This is a genomic window from Streptomyces scopuliridis RB72 (assembly GCF_000718095.1).
GTDB lineage: Bacteria > Actinomycetota > Actinomycetes > Streptomycetales > Streptomycetaceae > Streptomyces > Streptomyces scopuliridis.
The window spans coordinates 360,169-379,050 of sequence record NZ_JOEI01000005.1 but is presented as its reverse complement, the minus strand read 5'-3'; the positions used below and the strand labels follow the sequence as shown (position 1 = coordinate 379,050).

General features: G+C 70.6%; 18 protein-coding genes. 16 read left to right on the top strand and 2 right to left on the bottom strand.

Annotated features, from left to right (window positions below; all coding sequences use genetic code 11):
- The first annotated feature begins 492 nt into the window (after positions 1–492).
- The 3 genes from IF11_RS0107090 to IF11_RS0107080 are packed head-to-tail and all read left to right on the top strand — an operon-like array spanning position 493 to position 3,600.
- Positions 493–1,716 carry a sensor histidine kinase gene (locus IF11_RS0107090; RefSeq protein ID WP_030350585.1) on the top strand — a complete coding sequence of 408 codons (1,224 nt, stop codon included), beginning with the start codon at positions 493–495 and terminating at the stop codon, positions 1,714–1,716.
- A complete protein-coding gene (locus IF11_RS0107085; RefSeq protein ID WP_030350584.1) occupies positions 1,713–2,402 on the top strand; it encodes a response regulator transcription factor in 690 nt (229 codons plus the stop codon). Before IF11_RS0107090 ends, IF11_RS0107085 begins: the two co-directional genes overlap by 4 nt.
- 4 nt (positions 2,403–2,406) lie before the next feature.
- Complete coding sequence (locus IF11_RS0107080) at positions 2,407–3,600, top strand: cytochrome P450 family protein (RefSeq protein ID WP_030350583.1); 1,194 nt, start codon at positions 2,407–2,409, stop codon at positions 3,598–3,600.
- A 19-nt stretch (positions 3,601–3,619) separates the two neighbouring features.
- Here IF11_RS0107080 and IF11_RS0107075 read toward each other — a convergent pair whose 3' ends face one another.
- Positions 3,620–4,630 carry a Gfo/Idh/MocA family protein gene (locus IF11_RS0107075; RefSeq protein WP_030350582.1) on the bottom strand — a complete coding sequence of 337 codons (1,011 nt, stop codon included), beginning with the start codon at positions 4,628–4,630 and terminating at the stop codon, positions 3,620–3,622.
- A gap of 101 nt (positions 4,631–4,731) precedes the next feature.
- On the opposite strand from IF11_RS0107075, the gene IF11_RS0107070 reads away from it, so the two are divergent.
- The 7 genes from IF11_RS0107070 (at position 4,732) to IF11_RS0107040 (ending at position 11,849) form a co-directional block, all read left to right on the top strand.
- Positions 4,732–5,535, top strand: a complete 804-nt coding sequence (locus IF11_RS0107070; protein ID WP_051745602.1) for a GntR family transcriptional regulator — start codon at positions 4,732–4,734, stop codon at positions 5,533–5,535.
- 310 nt (positions 5,536–5,845) lie between these two features.
- A complete protein-coding gene (locus tag IF11_RS0107065; RefSeq protein ID WP_206300605.1) occupies positions 5,846–6,862 on the top strand; it encodes a sugar ABC transporter substrate-binding protein in 1,017 nt (338 codons plus the stop codon).
- Positions 6,859–7,926: an ABC transporter permease gene (locus IF11_RS0107060; protein ID WP_030350579.1), complete on the top strand. Its 1,068-nt coding sequence runs from the start codon at positions 6,859–6,861 to the stop codon at positions 7,924–7,926. The genes IF11_RS0107065 and IF11_RS0107060 overlap by 4 nt, the downstream gene beginning before the upstream one ends.
- The gene (locus tag IF11_RS0107055; RefSeq protein ID WP_051745600.1) at positions 7,923–8,795 is read left to right on the top strand and encodes an ATP-binding cassette domain-containing protein; all 873 of its coding nucleotides are present in this window, start codon (positions 7,923–7,925) and stop codon (positions 8,793–8,795) included. The genes IF11_RS0107060 and IF11_RS0107055 overlap by 4 nt, the downstream gene beginning before the upstream one ends.
- A gap of 231 nt (positions 8,796–9,026) precedes the next feature.
- A complete protein-coding gene (locus IF11_RS0107050) occupies positions 9,027–10,220 on the top strand; it encodes an ROK family glucokinase (RefSeq protein ID WP_030350577.1) in 1,194 nt (397 codons plus the stop codon).
- Entirely contained in the window at positions 10,217–10,795 is a 579-nt protein-coding gene (locus IF11_RS0107045; RefSeq protein ID WP_030350576.1) for a hypothetical protein, read from the top strand. Before IF11_RS0107050 ends, IF11_RS0107045 begins: the two co-directional genes overlap by 4 nt.
- Positions 10,796–11,204: 409 nt before the next feature.
- Complete coding sequence (locus IF11_RS0107040) at positions 11,205–11,849, top strand: hypothetical protein (protein WP_030350575.1); 645 nt, start codon at positions 11,205–11,207, stop codon at positions 11,847–11,849.
- 20 nt (positions 11,850–11,869) lie between these two features.
- Here the strand turns inward: IF11_RS0107040 and uppS are convergent, their stop codons facing one another.
- On the bottom strand, positions 11,870–13,489 hold the full coding sequence (gene uppS, locus IF11_RS38565) for a polyprenyl diphosphate synthase (protein ID WP_051745598.1): 1,620 nt from the start codon (positions 13,487–13,489) through the stop codon (positions 11,870–11,872).
- A 257-nt stretch (positions 13,490–13,746) separates the two neighbouring features.
- Between uppS and pcaDC the strand changes: the two genes are divergently transcribed.
- The 6 genes from pcaDC (at position 13,747) to IF11_RS0107005 (ending at position 18,879) form a co-directional block, all read left to right on the top strand.
- Positions 13,747–15,039 (top strand): bifunctional 3-oxoadipate enol-lactonase/4-carboxymuconolactone decarboxylase PcaDC, encoded by a 1,293-nt coding sequence (gene pcaDC, locus IF11_RS0107030; protein ID WP_030350573.1) that lies wholly within the window; start codon positions 13,747–13,749, stop codon positions 15,037–15,039.
- A gap of 57 nt (positions 15,040–15,096) precedes the next feature.
- Positions 15,097–15,729, top strand: a complete 633-nt coding sequence (locus IF11_RS0107025) for an MBL fold metallo-hydrolase (protein WP_030350572.1) — start codon at positions 15,097–15,099, stop codon at positions 15,727–15,729.
- 45 nt (positions 15,730–15,774) lie between these two features.
- A complete protein-coding gene (locus IF11_RS0107020) occupies positions 15,775–16,554 on the top strand; it encodes an exodeoxyribonuclease III (protein WP_030350571.1) in 780 nt (259 codons plus the stop codon).
- 66 nt (positions 16,555–16,620) lie between these two features.
- On the top strand, positions 16,621–17,061 hold the full coding sequence (locus IF11_RS0107015) for a DUF6278 family protein (protein WP_030350570.1): 441 nt from the start codon (positions 16,621–16,623) through the stop codon (positions 17,059–17,061).
- Between the two features lie 123 nt (positions 17,062–17,184).
- Positions 17,185–17,928 carry an amino acid ABC transporter ATP-binding protein gene (locus IF11_RS0107010; protein ID WP_030350569.1) on the top strand — a complete coding sequence of 248 codons (744 nt, stop codon included), beginning with the start codon at positions 17,185–17,187 and terminating at the stop codon, positions 17,926–17,928.
- Between the two features lie 12 nt (positions 17,929–17,940).
- A complete protein-coding gene (locus IF11_RS0107005) occupies positions 17,941–18,879 on the top strand; it encodes a glutamate ABC transporter substrate-binding protein (protein ID WP_030350568.1) in 939 nt (312 codons plus the stop codon).
- Positions 18,880–18,882: the final 3 nt, after the last annotated feature.

The following is an 18,882-nucleotide window of genomic DNA, read 5'->3' as shown; positions in this document are numbered from 1 at the left end:
GAGCTGCGACGCTTTACGTCCGGACACGCACCTCCTCCGACCCCGAGGGCCGCTTGTGCGGGCGGTGAAGGGGGGCGCGCAGGGGTCGTGTCCGGGACACTAAAGCGTGATTTGTGGCGCGTGACCGCCCGAACCCATCGTCAGGGCCGCTGCGCGCCGTAAATCATGCCGTCCCGGGCGCGAGCCCCGGAGCGCCACCCGGCAACAACCCGCACCCGACCACCGGCCTTGGCCGAAACGCACCCTGGACAACGGCCCCCGCCGGAGGCGCACCGCACCCGACCACCGGCCCTGGCCGAAACGCACCCTGGACAACGGACCTGGCCGGAGGCGCACCGCACCCGACCGCCGGCCCTGGCCGAAACGCACCCTGGACAACGGCCCCCGCCGGGAAACGCACGCCCACAACCATCGTCGGCTTCCGCGTGACTTTGGTAGCCGACGCCCTCGCCGACGCCCTCGGCCCCGCCCCGCCTGCGTAAATTGGCTCATATGACACGCACGGACTACCCCTGGCTGCTCCCCTCGGAGATGATCGACCCGCGAGGCCCCGAGCTGCCCGGCGACCGCGGCAGGGCCCGGCCGCGGCGGACCGTGCGGGACTGGATCATCGATACGCTGATGTTTCTGCTCGCCGCCGCGATCGGGCTGATCGCCCTGGAGGCCAGCGAGAAGGCCGGCAACTCGGAGAACATCGTCCTCGTCGACATGATCGTCGGCGTGCTGGCCTGCTGCGCGCTGTGGACGCGGCGGCGCTGGCCCGTGGGGCTCGCGCTCGTGCTCGGTGTGGTCAGCGCGGTGGCGCCGGCTTCCGGCGGGGCCGCGGTCGTGGCGCTCTTCTGCGTGGCCGTGCACCGGCCGTTCCGGGTCGTCGCGGCCGTCGGCGGGCTGTCCCTCGTGGCCGGGTGCCTGCAGACCGTGATCCGGCCGGATCCGAGCACGTCCCTGACGGCCGGGCTCATCGCGACCGTCGTGCTGATCCTGATGGTCACCGGCTGGGGCATGCTCGTACGGGCCCGGCGCCAGCTGGTCGTCGCGCTGCGCGAGCGGGCGACACGGGCGGAGACCGAGGCCGAGCTGCGGGCCGAGCAGGCGCAGCGGCTGGCGCGCGAGGCCATCGCGCGGGAGATGCACGACGTGCTCGCGCACCGGCTGACGCTGCTCAGCGTCCACGCGGGCGCGCTGGAGTTCCGGCCGGACGCGCCGGCGCCCGAGGTCGCCAGGGCCGCCGGGGTGATCCGGGACAGCGCGCACGAGGCGCTCCAGGATCTGCGCATGATCATCGGGGTGCTGCGGGCGCCCGGTGACGAGGGCGACCGGCCGCAGCCCACGCTGGTCACCCTGGACGCGCTGGTCGCCGAGTCACGGGAGGCCGGGATGAAGGTGACCCTGGACAGCCGGATCGACGACCCGGCGGCGGTGCCGGCCGCCACGGGCCGTACGGCCTACCGCATCGCCCAGGAGGGCCTGACCAACGCCCGTAAGCACGCGCCGGGCACCGAGGCCACCGTCGAGGTGAGCGGGGGGCCGGGGGACGGGCTCACCGTACAAGTGCGCAACGCCGCGCCACCGGGCGAGGTCCCGAGGGTGCCGGGTTCCGGCCAGGGGCTGATCGGGCTGACCGAGCGCGCGCTGCTGGCCGGCGGCCGGTTCGAGCACGGAGCCACCGGCGACGGCGGATTCGCCGTCCGGGCTTGGCTACCGTGGGCCGCATGAGTATCCGGTTGATCATCGTCGACGACGACCCCCTTGTCCGCGCGGGACTGACCTTCATGCTCGGCGGCGCCGACGACATCGAGATCGTGGGGGAGGCCGCCGACGGCGCCGAGGTCCCGGCGTTGATCGAGCGGACCGCGCCGGATGTGGTGCTGATGGACATCCGGATGCCCAGGGTGGACGGTCTGACGGCCACGGAGACGCTGCGCCGCCGCCAGGACGCCCCGGAGGTGCTCGTTCTGACCACCTTCCACGCGGACGAACAGGTGCTGCGGGCGATGCGCGCCGGAGCGGCCGGATTCGTGCTCAAGGACACGCCGCCCGCCGAGATCGTCACCGCCGTACGGTGCGTGGCGGCCGGGGATCCGGTGCTCTCACCGGCCGTTACCCGCCAGTTGATGACGCATGTGGCGGGGGCGAACACCGGAGCCCGGAGGGACACCGCGGCGAACCGGCTCGACTCCCTCGCCGAACGCGAGCGGGAGGTCGCGCTCGCCGTCGGCCGCGGCCAGTCCAACGCCGAGATCGCCGCCGGGCTCTATATGAGCATCCCCACCGTCAAGGCCCATGTCTCCCGCATCCTGGCCAAACTCGGCCTCAACAACCGTGTCCAGATCGCCTTGTTGGTGCATGACGCCGATCCGGCCATGGGGGAGGACGGTGCCCGCGGCGGCGACGTACGCTGATCCGATGGCGGCTATCGAACTGGCAGATTACGGACCGGACTTCAACGTCGATCCCTATCCGTACTACGAGAAGATGCGCGAGAGCGGCCCCGTCCACGAGATCCGGACCCCGGACGGCAACCGCTTCTGGCTGGTCGTCGGCTACGAGGAGGGGCGCCTCGCCCTCGCCGATCCGCGGCTGTCGAAGTCGCTCGACACCATGGGCTACGAGTCGGCCGACGAGGCGATCATGGGCCCGCACGTACTGACCCTCGACCCGCCGGACCACACCCGGCTGCGGAAGCTGGTCGCCCCCGAATTCACCCCGCGCCGGGTGGAGAAGCTGCGCCCGCGCGTCCAGCAGATCACCGATGACCTGCTGGACGCCATGATCCCGGCCGGGCAGGGCGATCTGGTCGACGCGTTCGCCTTCCCGCTGCCCATCACCGTCATCTCCGAACTGCTCGGTGTGCCGCACGCGGACCGTGACACCTTCAGGGCCTGGACGAACGAGATCGTCGCGCCCACCACGCCCACCGGCGCGCGGGACAAGACCATCGAACTCTGCGCGTATCTCGACGCGCTCATCGAGGACAAGCGCGCCTCGGCGCCCCGCGACGATCTGCTCTCCACCCTGCTGCGCACGCGTGCGGAGGACGGCGACCGGCTGTCCGCGGCCGAACTGCGCGCCTGGGCCTACGTGCTGCTGATCGCCGGTCATGAGACGACCGTCAATCTGATCGCCAACGCGGTGCGTACGCTGCTCGGCAACCCCGGTCAACTGGCCGCTCTGCAGGCCGACTTCGGGCTGCTCGACGGTGCGATCGAGGAGACGCTGCGGTTCGAGGGGCCGGTGGAGACCAGCACCGTACGGTTCACCAGCGAGCCGGTCAGCTATGGCGACACGGTCATACCCGCCCGCGAGACGGTTCTGGTCTCGCTGGCCTCCGCGGACCGCGACCCGGTCCGCTTCCCCGATCCGGACTCCTTCGACATCCGCCGGTCCGCCACGGCCGGGCGCGGCTCCGGTCATCTCGCCTTCGGCCATGGCATCCACTTCTGCCTGGGCGCGCCGCTCGCCCGGCTGGAGGGCAGGGTCGCCATCCGTACGCTGCTGGAGCGCTGCCCGGACCTGGCATTCGACCCGGCGGCGGGCCCGTACGAGTGGCTGCCCGGACTGCTGATCCGCGGGGTGCGCGGGCTGCCGGTGCGCTGGTAGGCCGCTCCGGGCTCCCCGCTCAGCCCTCCTGGGCGGGGATCTCCGACAGCTCCACCGGGCGTCGCTCGCGCCGGGACAGCTCGCACGCCTCCGCGATCCGCAGCGCGTGCAGCGCCTCCCGGCCGTCGCACGGATTCTCCCGCTCACCGGAGACGACCTGGAGGAAGGCGTTCAGCTCGGCCTCGTACGCCGGGGCGAACCGCTCCAGGAAGCCCGGCCACGGGTTGTCGCAGGGCGGCGGGCCCTTCGGTTCGGTCGAGGTGATCGGCGTACGGTCGTCCAGTCCGACCGCGAACTGGTCCAGCTCGCCCGCCAGTTCCATCCGTACGTCATAGCCCGCGCCGTTGCAGCGGGTGGCCGTGGCGGTCGCGAGCGTCCCGTCGTCCAGGGTGAGGACCGCGGCGGCGGTGTCCACGTCGCCCGCCTCGCGGAACATCGCTGGCCCCGCGTCCGAGCCCGTCGCGTACACCTCCACCACCTCGCGTCCGGTCACCCAGCGCATGATGTCGAAGTCATGCACCAGACAGTCGCGGTACAGGCCGCCGGAGAGCGGCAGATACGCGGCGGGCGGCGGCGCCGGGTCGGAGGTGACCGCCCGTACGGTGTGCAGCCGGCCGAGCCGGCCCGACCGTACGAGCTCGCGCGCCGCGCCGTACCCCGCGTCGAAGCGGCGCATGAAGCCCAGCTGGAGCACCGTGCCGGCCGACTCCACCTCGCGCAGCGCGCCCAGCGTTCCCGGCAGGTCCAGGGCGATCGGCTTCTCGCAGAAGGCGGGGAGCCCGGCGCGGGCGGCGCGGCTGAGGAGATCGGCGTGGGAGGAGGTGGCCGAGGCGATCACCACGGCGTCCACGCCCCAGGAGAAGATCTCGTCGACGGAGGGGGCCGCGGTCGATCCCGTACGGTCGGCGACCTGCGCCGCGCGGGCCGCGTCGGTGTCGGCGACCACCAGCGAGCCGACCTCGCGATGGCGGCTGAGCACGTCCGCGTGAAAGGTGCCGATACGGCCGGTACCGATAAGTCCGATGCGCATGGCCCCAAGGTGGCCGGGGGCCGCGCACCATGTCAAGTGTTTGTCCTGACAATCGAACGTATCGACTTCCCGTCAACATGGCGTGCGGTTACGCTCGCTCCGTGCCCCATCAGCCGAGATCAGCCCAACCCGGACAGGAGACGCCAGGCCCGGAGACGGATCACGCCACGCCGCTCCAGCTCAGCGTCGACCGCACCAGTCCTGTCCCGCTCTACTTCCAGCTCGCGCAGCAGCTGGAGGCGGCCATCGAGCGGGGCAGGCTGGCGCCGGGCAGCCTGCTCGGCAATGAGATCGAGCTGGCGGGCCGGCTCGGGCTGTCCCGGCCCACCGTCCGGCAGGCCATCCAGTCCCTGGTCGACAAGGGGCTGCTGGTACGCCGCCGGGGCGTCGGTACCCAGGTCGTACACAGCCAGGTCAAGCGCCCGCTGGAGCTGAGCAGCCTCTACGACGATCTGGAGGCGGCCGGCCAGCGCCCCGCCACCCGCGTACTGCGCAACACCGTCCAGCCGGCCACGGCCGAGGTCGCCGCCGCGCTCGGGGTGCCGGAGGGCGCGGAGGTGCGGCTCATCGAACGGCTGCGGTACGCGCACGACGAACCGATGGCGTATCTGCGCAACCATCTGCCGATCGGGCTGTTCGACTGCGACACCGCGCGTCTGGAGACGACCGGTCTCTACCGGATGATGCGCTCCGCCGGGATCACCCTGCACAGCGCCCGGCAGACGGTCGGGGCGCGGGCCGCCACCGCCGAGGAGGCCGAGCGGCTCACCGAGCCCTCCGGGGCCCCGCTGCTCACGATGGAGCGGACCACCTTCGACGACACCGGACGGGCCGTGGAGTTCGGCTCGCACATCTACCGCGCCTCGCGGTACTCCTTCGAATTCCAGCTCCTCGTCCGCCCGTAACGGCCGGGTCGCTTCCGTCCCTTCGTAAGAATGTACGGACAAAGTATTGACGCGTCCGTGCGGGCCCGGCTAGAACTCCCCCAGCCGCAACGGGGCGGCCGGGAGAGAAGGCGGATCCATGGCGCGAACCCCTCGCAGGACGCGAACGACCGGAAACGGAGGGCGGGAAGCGGGCCCGCCTCGCCCAGGAGCCCACCCGCCCCGGTACCCGCTGACCGGCCGCCGGGCGGGCATGACCGATACTTGGGCGGCGCCGGGACCGAACGGGACCCGGCCGCACCGAGGAGTACGGCAAGAAGGGCGCGGCGTCGTGGCAAGGGTTCGGACAGGGGTACGTGCGTCGAGCGCCGTGCTGGCGGCGGTACTCGCGGCCTCGGTTCTCGCGGGATGCAGCAGCACCGGCGGCAAGCGCGCGGAGGAGCGGGCCCAGCAGGCGGCCGCCCAGGGGCGGGCCGCGGTGGACACCCCCGAGTGGACCGTGGCCATGGTCACCCACTCGGGCAGCGGCGACACCTTCTGGGACATCGTCCAGAGCGGCGCCAAGCAGGCGGCCGTCAAGGACAACATCAAATTCCTCTACGCCAACAGCGACGAGGGCCAGCAGCAGGCCCAGCTCGTGCAGTCCTACATCGACAAGAAGGTCGACGGACTGATCGTCACGCTCGCCAAGCCCGACGCGATGAAGGCCGTCGTGGAGAAGGCGGTCAAGGCCGGAATACCGGTGATCACCGTCAACTCCGGCGCCGCGGAGTCCGCGTCCTTCGGCGCGCTCAGCCATATCGGCCAGGACGAGACCATCGCGGGCGAGGCCGTCGGCGACGAACTGGACAAGCGCGGCAAGAAGAAGGCCCTCTGCGTCATCCACGAGCAGGGCAACGTCGGCCATGAACAGCGCTGCGCCGGAGCGAAGAAGACCTTCGACGGACAGCTCCAGAACCTCTATGTCGACGGTACGAACATGCCCGACGTCCAGGCGTCCATCGAGGCCAAGCTCCAGACCGACAAGAGCATCGACGCCGTCGTCACCCTCGGCGCCCCCTTCGCGGACGCCGCCGTCAAGGCCAAGCAGTCCGCGGGCAGCGAGGCCGAGATCGACACCTTCGACCTCAACGCCAAGGTCGCCTCCTCGCTCACCTCCGGCGCGCTCGGCTTCGCCGTCGACCAGCAGCCCTACCTCCAGGGGTACGAGGCCGTGGACCTGCTCTGGCTCTACCGCTACAACGCCGATGTCCTCGGCGGCGGACGCCCCGTCCTGACCGGTCCGCAGATCATCACGGAGAAGGACGCCGGCGCGCTCGCCGCGTACACGAAGCGGGGCACCCGATGACCGCGACCGCCCCGCCGGTCAAGGACCGCCCCGGCCGGCCCGCGGGCGGCGACGAGCGGCTGCTGCACGACTCCCCGCTGCGCAAGCTGCTCGGCCGGCCCGAGCTGGGCTCGGTCGTCGGCGCGCTCGCCGTCTTCCTCTTCTTCGCGTTCGTGGCGGACTCGTTCCTGCAACTGTCCAGCTTCGGCACCGTCCTGTACGCGGCCTCCACGATCGGGATCATGGCCGTTCCGGTGGCGCTGCTGATGATCGGCGGCGAGTTCGACCTCTCCGCCGGTGTGATGGTGACCAGCTCCGCGCTGGTCTCCTCGATGTTCAGCTTCCAGATGACCGCCAACGTCTGGGTCGGCGTCCTGGTGTCGCTGCTGGTCACGCTGGCCTTCGGGGTCTTCAACGGCGTGATGCTGACCCGTACGAAACTGCCGAGCTTCATCATCACGCTGGGCACGTTCCTGATGCTCACCGGCCTCAACCTCGGTCTGACGAAGCTGATCAGCGACACGGTCTCGACCAAGAGCATCGGCGACATGGAGGGCTTCCCGTCCGCCAGGAAGCTCTTCGCCTCCCAGCTCACCGTCGGCGGCGTCGAGCTGAAGGTCACCATCCTGTGGTGGGCCGGGCTGGTCGCGGTCGCCACCTGGATCCTGCTGCGTACCCGCTTCGGCAACTGGATCTTCGCGGTGGGCGGCAACGTCGACGCCGCCCGCGCGGTCGGTGTCCCGGTCCTGAAGACGAAGATCGCGCTGTACATGGGTGTGGCCTTCTGCGCCTGGATCGCGGGCCAGCATCTGCTGTTCTCGTTCGATGTCGTCCAGTCCGGCGAGGGCGTCGGCAACGAGCTGATCTACATCATCGCGGCCGTCATCGGCGGCTGTCTGATCACCGGCGGCTACGGCTCCGCGATCGGCTCCGCGGTCGGCGCGTTCATCTTCGGTATGACCAGCAAGGGCATCGTCTACGCGGAGTGGAACCCGGACTGGTTCAAGTTCTTCCTCGGAGCGATGCTCCTTCTGGCCACCCTGCTCAACGCGTGGGTGCGCAAGCGTGCGGAGGCGACACGATGACGGGCGACACGACGGCGGGCGGCGCGACGGTGGGCGGCGCGAGCGGAGCGCTGGTCGAACTCGACAACGTCAGTAAGTACTACGGCAATATCCGCGCCCTGGAAGGCGTCTCGCTGGAGGTCCACGCGGGCGGGATCAGCTGTGTGCTGGGCGACAACGGCGCGGGCAAGTCCACCCTGATCAAGATCATCGCCGGGCTGCACAGGCATGACGCGGGCGACTTCCTGATCGAGGGCGAGAAGACCACCCTCGCCTCCCCGCGCGAGGCCCTGGACCGCGGGATCGCCACGGTCTACCAGGACCTCGCCGTCGTCCCGCTGATGCCGGTCTGGCGGAACTTCTTCCTCGGCTCCGAGCCGAGGAAGGGCAGTGGCCCCTTCAAACGGCTCGATGTCGCCCTGATGCGCGAGACGACCCGCGCCGAGCTGCTGCGGATGGGCATCGATCTGCGCGACGTCGACCAGCCGATCGGCACGCTGTCCGGCGGTGAGCGCCAGTGTGTGGCCATCGCCCGCGCCGTCTACTTCGGCGCGAAGGTCCTCGTCCTGGACGAGCCGACCGCGGCGCTCGGGGTGAAGCAGTCCGGGGTGGTGCTCAAGTACGTGGCCGCCGCACGTGACGCGGGACTCGGAGTGGTACTCATCACCCACAACCCGCACCACGCGTATCTGGTCGGTGACCGTTTCGTCCTGCTCAAGCGGGGCGTCATGTCGGGCAGCCATACCAAGGACTCGATCACTCTGGATGAGCTGACGCGGCAGATGGCGGGCGGTTCCGAGCTGGAGGAGCTGAGCCATGAACTGGAGCGGGCCCCCGTGCCCAGCCATCTCGGCGGCCACCCCGGTGGCGGCCCGGCCGGCACGAACTGACCCCCGGCGCGGCCGTCTCCGTACGGCCGCCGCCGGGCCGCACCGCGAACCCACCCGCCCCGGATGGCACAATCTGGCACGGCGGACACCGTCCGCCGCCGCCGCCCGTCCGGGCCCGGCGGCCCCCGACCCCGCAGGGACGACACGACTCGTGCGCGTACGCAGCCGCCCACTCACCCGGCACGGCGAGCCGGAGTCGCTCGCGCCGACGGACGAGACCAGGCCGGGCCGATGAGCACCTACCGCGACTTCGCACACCGCGGCACCGCCCGCGCCACCGTCCTGCGGACCGTCGGCACCCGCGAGCGCCGCTCCCTCCTCACCGCGCCCCGCGTCCCGACCGTCGGCATCGACATCGGCGGTACGAAGGTGATGGCCGGCGTGGTCGATCCGGACGGCAACATCCTGGAGAAGCTCAGGACCGAGACGCCGGACAAGTCCAAGAGCCCCCGGGTCGTCGAGGACACCATCGTCGAGCTGGTCCTCGATCTCTCCGACCGCCACGATGTGCACGCCGTCGGCATCGGCGCGGCCGGCTGGGTCGACGCCGACCGCTCCAGGGTGCTGTTCGCGCCGCATCTCGCCTGGCGCGACGAACCTCTCAGGGACGCGATCTCCTCCCGGCTCGCCGTGCCGGTGATGGTCGACAACGACGCCAACGCGGCGGCTTGGGCGGAGTGGCGCTTCGGCGCCGGACGCGGCGAGGACCATCTCGTCATGATCACGCTCGGCACCGGTATCGGCGGGGCCATCCTGGAGGACGGCCGGGTCAAGCGCGGCAAGTTCGGTGTCGCCGGCGAGTTCGGCCATATGCAGGTCGTGCCCGGCGGCCACCGCTGCCCGTGCGGCAACCGCGGCTGCTGGGAGCAGTACAGCTCCGGCAACGCCCTGGTACGGGAGGCCAGGGAGCTGGCCGCCGCCGACTCCCCGGTCGCGTACAACATCATCGACCGCGTCAAGGGCAACGTCCACGACATCACGGGACCGCTGATCACCGAACTCGCCCGCGAGGGCGACGCCATGTGTATCGAGCTGTTCCAGGACATCGGCCAGTGGCTCGGTGTCGGCATCGCCAATCTCGCCGCCGCGCTCGACCCGTCCTGCTTCGTCATCGGCGGCGGGGTCAGCGCCGCCGACGATCTGCTGATCGGCCCGGCCCGCGACGCCTTCCGCCGCCATCTCACCGGCCGCGGCTACCGCCCCGAGGCACGGATCGCCAAGGCGCAGCTCGGCCCCGAGGCCGGCATGGTCGGCGCCGCCGATCTCGCCCGGCTGGTGGCCCGGCGGTTCCGCCGCGCCAACCGCCGCAGGGTGGAGCGCCATGAGCGGTACGAGAGATACGCCCAGGCCATCCGCACCGCCCGCCCGACGCAGGAACCCCGTACGACCCAGGAACCCCGTACGACCCAGGAACCGCCCTCATGACCGTGGAGCTCCCTGTGCCGGTGCGCGACGAGGGCGGCAAGCCGCCCGAGGACCGCAGGCACCGCAACCGCCGCCGCTGGCTGACGGCCGTCGTCATCGTGCTGCTCATCGGTATCCCGGCGGGCTATCTGGTGATCTCGGCCGGCCAGAGCCGCGACAGCGGCCGCAACAAGGAGGCCGAGTCCGCGGCCACCGGTCTCCAGCCGCTGCGCCCCTCCAAGATGAAGCGCCGCATCTTCGAGGTGCCGATACCGCTGGGCGCCACCGGGGTGCGCTACTTCGAGACGAGCAACTGGAAGACCAGCCGGCTGTACGTCCAGTTCGATGTCACCTCGGGACGGCTCGACACCTTCCTGACCGAGATGGGTACCAGCCGCTCCGCGCTCAAGGACGACGCCATCACGATCACGCCGCGCGACCGCCGTACCGTCGGCTGGAACTTCGACATCCCCGGCCACGACTGGGCGGGCACCAGCCACCACCAGAAGGGCCCGCGGCCCAGCCAGGACGTGGTGGTGGACCTGACAGAACCCGGCTTCCCCCGGGTGTACGTCGTCTCCACCACGACCCCGTGACGAGTGACTGATACATCGAAGGCCGCTGGCGGACGGACCCGGAACCGGGGTGGAGCACACGGGCCGAGGGGGATGACCACTGGTTCGTTTTCCACACCGTAACGCCCCGCCGCACCGGCACGGGCGTGTCAGGTGCGGCCGGAGCCTTGGTAGAGGTCCAGCTCACCGTCCAATCTCACCCTCCGTCGGTGAGCGGGCCAGGAATCACGGCGGGCGACGTCTGAGTGCCGGCACCGTCCCGGACGACGTTCGAATTCCGTTACAACTGGTGATTCAGATATCTCTGGTGATGCGGTCCGTCCCCCTTCCGGGTGTTACCCGTCCGGTTTCGCGGCCCGGGAATCCCGGCGGGCGGATGATTCCCGCGGGTCGCCAACTGCGGCCCCGAGGAAGGATGGTGGGCACGCCGATGAGTACGGATCGTCGAACGGTTCTGGGCGCGGCCTTGGCCGCGCCCTTGCTGGCGCAGTTCACGGGGGCGGCGTCCGCCGCCGCGGACGAGAAGTGGGGCACGATTTCTGAAGGGTGGGTCGAGGTCCGGTGGACCGAGCAGGTCCAGGCGGAGCTGGACCGGCTGGGAGTGGTGGTCGAGGCCGTGGCACCGGCCGAGCTGGTCAAGGACTCCAGCGGTTCGGCGATGCGGTTCCCCGTACGGTCGGGTAAGGGTGATCCCTCGCTGAAGAGCCTGCCGAAGGCCGAGGGGGACGGTGTCCTCGACGGCGGGATCGCGGTGCGCACGCCGACTGGAAACGCCCGGGTCGTCAACCTGCGGGGCGTCCTGAGGGACGGGCTGGCGTCGGGGAAGTGCGAGGTCAACGGCGTCGAAGTCGGGCACCGCTCGGTGTTCCGGTGTGCTGTGTCCGAGGGGCTGCTGACCACCGGTGATGTGCCAGTGGGCCAGCCGCTGAAGGTCCGGATCAACAAGGTGCCGCTGCACCCCACCGCCGAGGCGCTGGAGGTGTTCACCGCCACCTTCGGCGCGCCCGCGTTCACCGCGGACACGGTGCTGGCGCACGTGACCGCGGAGGGCGTGTACACCCCGCCGAAGCAGTAACCCCGGGGGCCGGCTCCGGCTCAGGGAGCCGGGGCCGGCTCCACCGGTCGGGCAGGACGGGGAAGGGTGCCCCCGAAGCGGCGCTCGCGGTCGGCATACGTGGCGAGGGCCTCCCGTAGCTGTGCCAGGCCGAAGTCGGGCCAGGGCGTCGGGTCGAAGATCAGCTCGGCGTAGGCGAGGTGCCAGGGCAGGAAGTTGCTGATGCGCTGCTCGCCGGAGGTGCGGATCAGCAGATCGATGTCGGGCAGGCCGGGCACGTACATGTTCCGGGCCAGGTCGGCGGGGCCGATGTCCTCGGGCCGGATCGTCCCCGCGACCGCTTCGGCGGCCAGCGCGCGGGCGGCGTCGGTGAGTTCGTCCCGCCCGCCGTAGTCGACGCACAGGGTCAGCGACAGCACATCGTTGTTCGACGTCAGGCTCTCCACCAGCGTCAGGACGGAGGCGAGTGACGGATCGATACGGTCACGCCGTCCGCACCAGCGCACCCGCACGCCCAGTTCGTGCAGCCACTCGGTGCCCCGGACGATCCCGTCGGCCATGGTGTCGAACAGAGCGGTCAGTTCCTCCTGGGAACGGTCCCAGTTCTCGGTGGAGAACGCGTAGATGCTCAGGTGCCGTACCCCGAGCCGCAGGGCGGCGTTGACCAGGCGCATCGCGGCCTGCGCGCCCGCCTGATGGCCCCGCGAGACCGGCAGGGTCCGCTGAGTGGCCCACCGCCGGTTGCCGTCCATGATCACCCCGACATGGCCCGGCACCACACCCACCACCGGCCATGCCGGGCGGCGCCGCGCCGCACCGGTCGACGTCAGTGGTTCCATGCCGTCCACGAAGACCCGGGACTTCCGGAGCGTGACCTCGTCGAACTGCATCCACGCGCCCAGAAGCACCGTATGCAGGAACGGCTGGTACTCGGGACTCACCATCCCGCCCAGCGGCATCGCCTGCTCCAACAGGTCGCGCCAACGCCCGAGTTGGATGTCCACCAGCTCATCCAGTACCTCACGCCGTTCACCGCGCCGGAGGTCGCCGGTCTCCAGCCCCAGCTGCCGCAGGTCGGCGCGCGGCAGATAGCACCGGCCGGCCGCCAGGTCGACCGGCAGGTCCTCGAAGGTGTCCACCAGCTGGCACACCTCGCCCAGCACCGAGGCCAGCGCCAACGCCTGCGGCCCTCTCACCTCCAGCAGCGACATCCACATCTCGTTGGTCGTCCCCGAGATTCCCCGCAGATAGCGCCGCTGCTCCGCGAACGTCTCGAAGACGGGAGGGGAGACGCAGTCGGCCCGCATGGTGTCGAGGAACTCCTCGACCAGCGCGTGGTCGATCTCCCACCGCCGCACCGTGTCCACGAACGCCCGCCGCAGCGGATGCTCGCTGCGCCCGGTGCGCAGCTCCTCCAAAGTCTCGGAACGCCACCGGGCGAACCGTTCCTCGCGGAGCTGCCGCGTTCCTCCCTCATCGGCGATGCGGTCGCTGTACACCGTGAAGCTGTTCACGGCCAGGACGTGGGGACGGATCGCGGCGGGCAGCACCTCGGTCGCCTTCCACATCGGCGTCAGGAACTGCCTGATCTCAGCCGCGCACACCTCGTAAGACGCGCGCAGTTCGGGCGAATCGATGAACGACGCCTCGCTCCCCGACATTCCGTACCTCCCCCTCGATCGCGCTGCCGGTATCAGGCGGCGGCGCCTCCTCACCGGCCCATGGCCGGGGTCTCCACCGTCACTAACGACCCGTCGGCCGCCCGGTGCCGGTCCGGACGCGGTGGGGCCGCTGGTCCGCTTGGTCCGCTGGTCCGCTTGTACGATGCCCGCGCGGGTTTGTTCGGCGGCGGACGCATGAGAGGCGAGTGTCCCGACCCTCTCCCGAAAGAAAATGTGGGATATGGGAGCGTGAGCGGGTGAGTGAGACGATGACTAAGACCCTGCAGTACCGCATGGACGGGCCGGAAGACGCACCCATCCTGATCCTGGGCCCCTCCCTCGGCACCACCTGGCACATGTGGGACCGCCAGGTGCCCGAGCTGGCCCGCCAGTGGCGGGTGCTCCGCTTCGATCTGCCCGGCCACGGCGGCGCACCCGCGCACCCCGCGACCAGCGTCCCCGAACTGGCGGAACGGCTGCTGGCCACGCTCGACGGGATCGGGGTGCAGCGGTTCGGGTATGTGGGCTGCTCCATCGCCGGTGCCATCGGCGCCGAGCTGGCGCTGCGCCGCCCCGACCGGATCGCCTCGCTCGCGCTGGTGGCCGCCTCGCCCCGGTTCGGCACGGCCGACGAGTTCCGGCAGCGCGGGGTGATCGTCCGTGCCAACGGGCTGGATCCGATGGCCCGCAGCGCGCCCGAGCGATGGTTCACCCCGGGCTTCGCCGCCGCCCAGCCGGCCATCGTCGAGTGGGCCGTGCAGATGGTCCGTACGACCGACCCCGGCTGCTACATCGCCTCCTGCGAGGCGCTGGCCGCCTTCGACATCCGGGCGGAGCTGGGCCGTATCGCCGTTCCGACCCTGGTGCTGGTCGGCGCCGAGGACCATGTCACGGGGCCCGCCGAGGCGCGCACGCTGGTCGCGGGGATACGGGACGCCCGGCTCGCGCTGGTGCCCGGAGCCTCCCATCTGGCGCCGGTCGAGCAGCCCGCCGCCGTCACGGATCTGCTCGTCCACCACTTCTCCACCGCCTGGTACAACCCGTCCGACACCTCCACCGGCCTCACCGTGCTGCCCGACCGGGGCCCCGCGCCCTCGCTCTCGGCGACGATCGGCCCGGTCGCGGAGATCGCCCCCGCCGAGCAGCCCGAGGCCGTGACGACCGGGCGGCCCGATCCGTACGAGGCGGGCATGCGGGTGCGCAGACAGGTCCTGGGCGACGCCCATGTGGACCGCGCCATGGCCGCCGCCGACGACTTCACCGGCGACTTTCAGGAGCTGATCACCCGCTACGCCTGGGGCGAGGTATGGACCAGGGAGGGCCTGGACCGCCGCACCCGCAGCGCCGTGACGCTGACCGCGCTGGTCGCGGGCGGCCATCTGGAGGAGCTGGCCTTCCATACGAGGGCCGCGCTGCGCAATGGCCTCACGCCCGCCGAGATCAAGGAAGTGCTGATCCAGACGGCCGTCTACTGCGGAGTCCCGGCCGCGAACACGGCGTTCCGGGTGGCGCGGACCGTGATCCAGGAGGAGACCACGCCCGAGGCGTAGCAGGATGGCAGTACGCACACGCGTACCCGGCACCGACAGCGGCGAAGGCGGTCAGCGGTGAAGCTCACCAAGAAGTCACACTCGTGTGTCCGGCTGGAGAAGGACGGCCGTACGCTCGTCATCGACCCCGGCGGTTTCACGGAGGACGACGCCACGGACGGCGCGGACGCCCTCCTCGTCACCCACGAGCACCCCGACCACTTCAACGAGGCGCATCTGCGGGCCGGTCTTGAGGCCAACCCGGCGGCTGAGCTGTGGACGCTGCGCAGCGTCGCCGAGCGGATGTCCGCCGCCTTCCCCGGCCGTGTCCACACGGTCGGCCACGGCGACACGTTCTCCGCCGCCGGTTTCGACATCCGGGTCCACGGCGAGCTGCACGCGGTGATCCACCCGGACATCCCGCGGATCACCAACGTCGGCTATCTCGTGGACGGCTCGGTCTTCCACCCCGGCGACGCGCTGACCGTCCCCGACCAGCCGGTCGAGACGCTGCTGCTGCCCGTACAGGCGCCCTGGAGCAAGATCTCCGAGGTGATCGAGTACGTACGCGAGGTCAAGCCGCGGCGCTCCTTCGACATCCACGACGCGCTGCTCACCGAGCTGGCCCGGCCCCTCTACGACGCCCAGATCGGGGGCCTGGGCGGCGCGGAACACGGCAGGCTCGCCCCGGGCCGCTCCGTCGAGCTGTGACTGGCCGAACTGTGACTGTCAGACCCCGCCGATAGGCTGTCCCGCATGCGCATCGCCACCTGGAACGTCAATTCGATCACCGCCCGGCTGCCCCGGCTGCTGGCCTGGCTGGAGAGCTCCGGCACGGACGTGCTGTGCGTCCAGGAGACCAAGTGCACGGAGGAGCAGTTCCCCGCCGAACAGCTCCGCGAGCTGGGCTACGAGTCGGCGGTCAACGCCACCGGACGGTGGAACGGGGTGGCGCTGATCTCCCGGGCCGGCCTGACGGACATCGTCAGGGGGCTTCCCGAAGGACCGGAGTACGAGGGCGTGACGGAGCCGCGCGCGATCGCCGCGACGTGCGGCCCGGTCCGGCTCTGGTCGGTCTATGTGCCCAATGGCCGCGAGGTCGGCCATGATCACTACGCGTACAAGCTGCGCTGGCTGGAGGCGCTGCGCAAGGCGGTGGCCGACGACGCGGCGGGCGCGCGGCCGTTCGCGGTCCTCGGTGACTTCAACGTGGCCCCGACCGACGAGGACGTATGGGACCTGTCCCGCTTCGAGGGGGCCACGCATGTCACCCCCGCCGAGCGCGCGGCGCTCGCCGCGCTGCGTGAGGAGGGGCTCGCCGATGTGATGCCCCGCCCGCTCAAGTACGACCGGCCGTACACCTACTGGGACTACCGGGAGCTGGGCTTCCCGAAGAACAAGGGCATGCGGATCGACCTGGTCTACGGCAACGCGGCGTTCGAGGGCGCGGTCAAGGACAGCTATGTCGACCGCGAGGAGCGCAAGGGCAAGGGCGCGTCCGACCACGCCCCTGTGGTGGTGGACCTCGACGTCTGAGGACGGCCTCCGGCCGTTGCGCGCGCCCTATGGTGCCCCGGCAGGGGGAATGGCAGGGTGAGTGGTATGAACATCCCTTTCTTGGACAACTGGCGCAAGCGGCACGGCGGCGAGGACGCGGCCTCGCTCGCCTCCGTCGTCGACGGCGACCTGGAGGGCGTGGCCGAGTTGCTCTCCGAGTGCGAGCTGCTGCGGGTCCGGGCAGGGCAGAACGGTCTTGAACTGGACGACTCCCCGGCGTCGTTGGAGGCCCTCGACCAGCTGCCGCCGCGCTGGCGCGACGACCCCGAGGAGCTGCCCTGGCTGGGCAACGACGCGGGGCTGTATCTGGGCACGGTGATCGTCCGTACGGTGCCCGGCGCGGTCTGGCACATCTGGCCCGGCGGGCACCCCGTGGTGCGCCTCGTCTCCGGGCGCGAGATCCAGGTCGTCGAGTCCGGTCTCGACTGGGCGGCGACCGGAGCGCCCGAGCTGTCCCAGGTGTACGCGGAGGCCGCCGAGGCCTGACCCCGGCCTCCTTTGCAGTAAATACGGCTTATGCCCCACATGTGCGTGTCGAGCGTGAAGTCCCTTGTCCGGCTGGATAGTTTGCGCTGACTTCGACACAGCCGGGAGTGGGTGGGGCAGCGTATGGCCGTCGATTCATTGATCGAACTGCGGGGCGTCAACAAGTACTACGGGCCGTTGCATGTCCTCCAGAACATCGATCTGACGGTCGCCCGCGGGGAAGTGGTCGTGGTCATCGGCCCTTCCGGCTCCGGGAAGTCCACGCTCTGCCGGGCCATGAACCGGCTGGAGACGATCGAGTCGGGCCTGATCACCATCGAGGGAACACCCCTGCCGGCCGAGGGCCGCGGACTCGCGCGGCTCCGTGCCGAAGTGGGCATGGTCTTCCAGTCGTTCAACCTCTTCGCGCACCGGACCGTGCTGGACAATGTCTCGCTCGCGCAGATCAAGGTCCGCAAGCGCAAGAAGGAGGACGCCGACCGGCGTTCCCGGGAACTGCTCGACCGCGTGGGACTTCTCTCGCAGGCCGACAAGCTGCCCGCGCAGCTCTCCGGCGGCCAGCAGCAGCGCGTCGCCATCGCCCGCGCGCTCGCCATGGACCCCAAGGCCCTCCTTTTCGACGAACCCACCTCGGCGCTCGACCCGGAGATGATCAACGAGGTGCTCGAAGTCATGCGGCAGCTGGCCCGCGAGGGCATGACGATGGTCGTCGTCACCCATGAGATGGGTTTCGCCCGCTCCGCCGCCAACCGCGTGGTCTTCATGTCCGACGGCCGCATCGTCGAGGACCGCACTCCGGAGGACTTCTTCACCGCGCCGGAGAGCGACCGGGCGAAGGACTTCCTCTCCAAGATCCTCAAGCACTGAGGGGTGCGGTCCATGAACTCCGGTCGCGCACCGCGTACGAGGAGAACCCTTACGGCGCTCCTGCCCCTCCTGCTCGCCCTGCTGGCGCCGCTCGCCGCCGGCTGCGGAAAGCCGGGCAGCCCGCCCGTGAAGGGCCCGCGGGCCGACGCGCTGCCCCACTACCGGGTGGACACGGCCTTCCGGCTGCCCGGCTCACCGACCTGGACCATGGCGAAGCGGCGCGGGTATCTGATCGTCGGCGCCAAGGAGGACCAGCCGTACATGGGGGAGAAGGACCCGGCCACCGGCGTCTACTCCGGCTTCGACATCGAGATCGCCAAGATGATGTCGGCGTCCCTGGGCTTCGATCCGAAGACCATCCGCTTCCGTACGATCGCCTCCGCGAACCGGGAAACCGCCCTGCAGAACGGGCAGATCGACTACTACGTCGGCACGTACACCATCAACGAGAACCGCAAGAAGCTCGTCGGATTCGCCGGCCCCTACTACATGGCCGGCCAGTCGCTGCTGGTGCGGACCGACGAGCACAACATCCACGGGCCGCAGGACCTCAACGGCAAACGCGTCTGCTCGGCCTCCGGCTCCACGCCGTACCAGCGGATCCAGCGGGACTACCCGCACGTCCAACTCGTCGGCTACGACACGTACTCCGTCTGTGTGGACAATCTGCTCACCTTCCAGGTCGACGCCGTCACCACCGACGACACGATCCTCCAGGGCTACGCCGCCAAGGTGCCCGGCGAACTCAAGGTGGTCGGCAAACCCTTCTCCAAGGAGCCCTACGGCATCGGCGTACCGCGGAGCGACAACGCGCTGCGTCTCGCGCTCGACGACGCACTCGCGGTCAACGAGAAGAACGGCAACTGGCAGAAGGCCTACAACGCGACCCTCGGCCTCTCCGGGCGCCGGGCCACCCCGCCCCCGCCGATCGACCGCTACCCGGCGAGCTGAGGC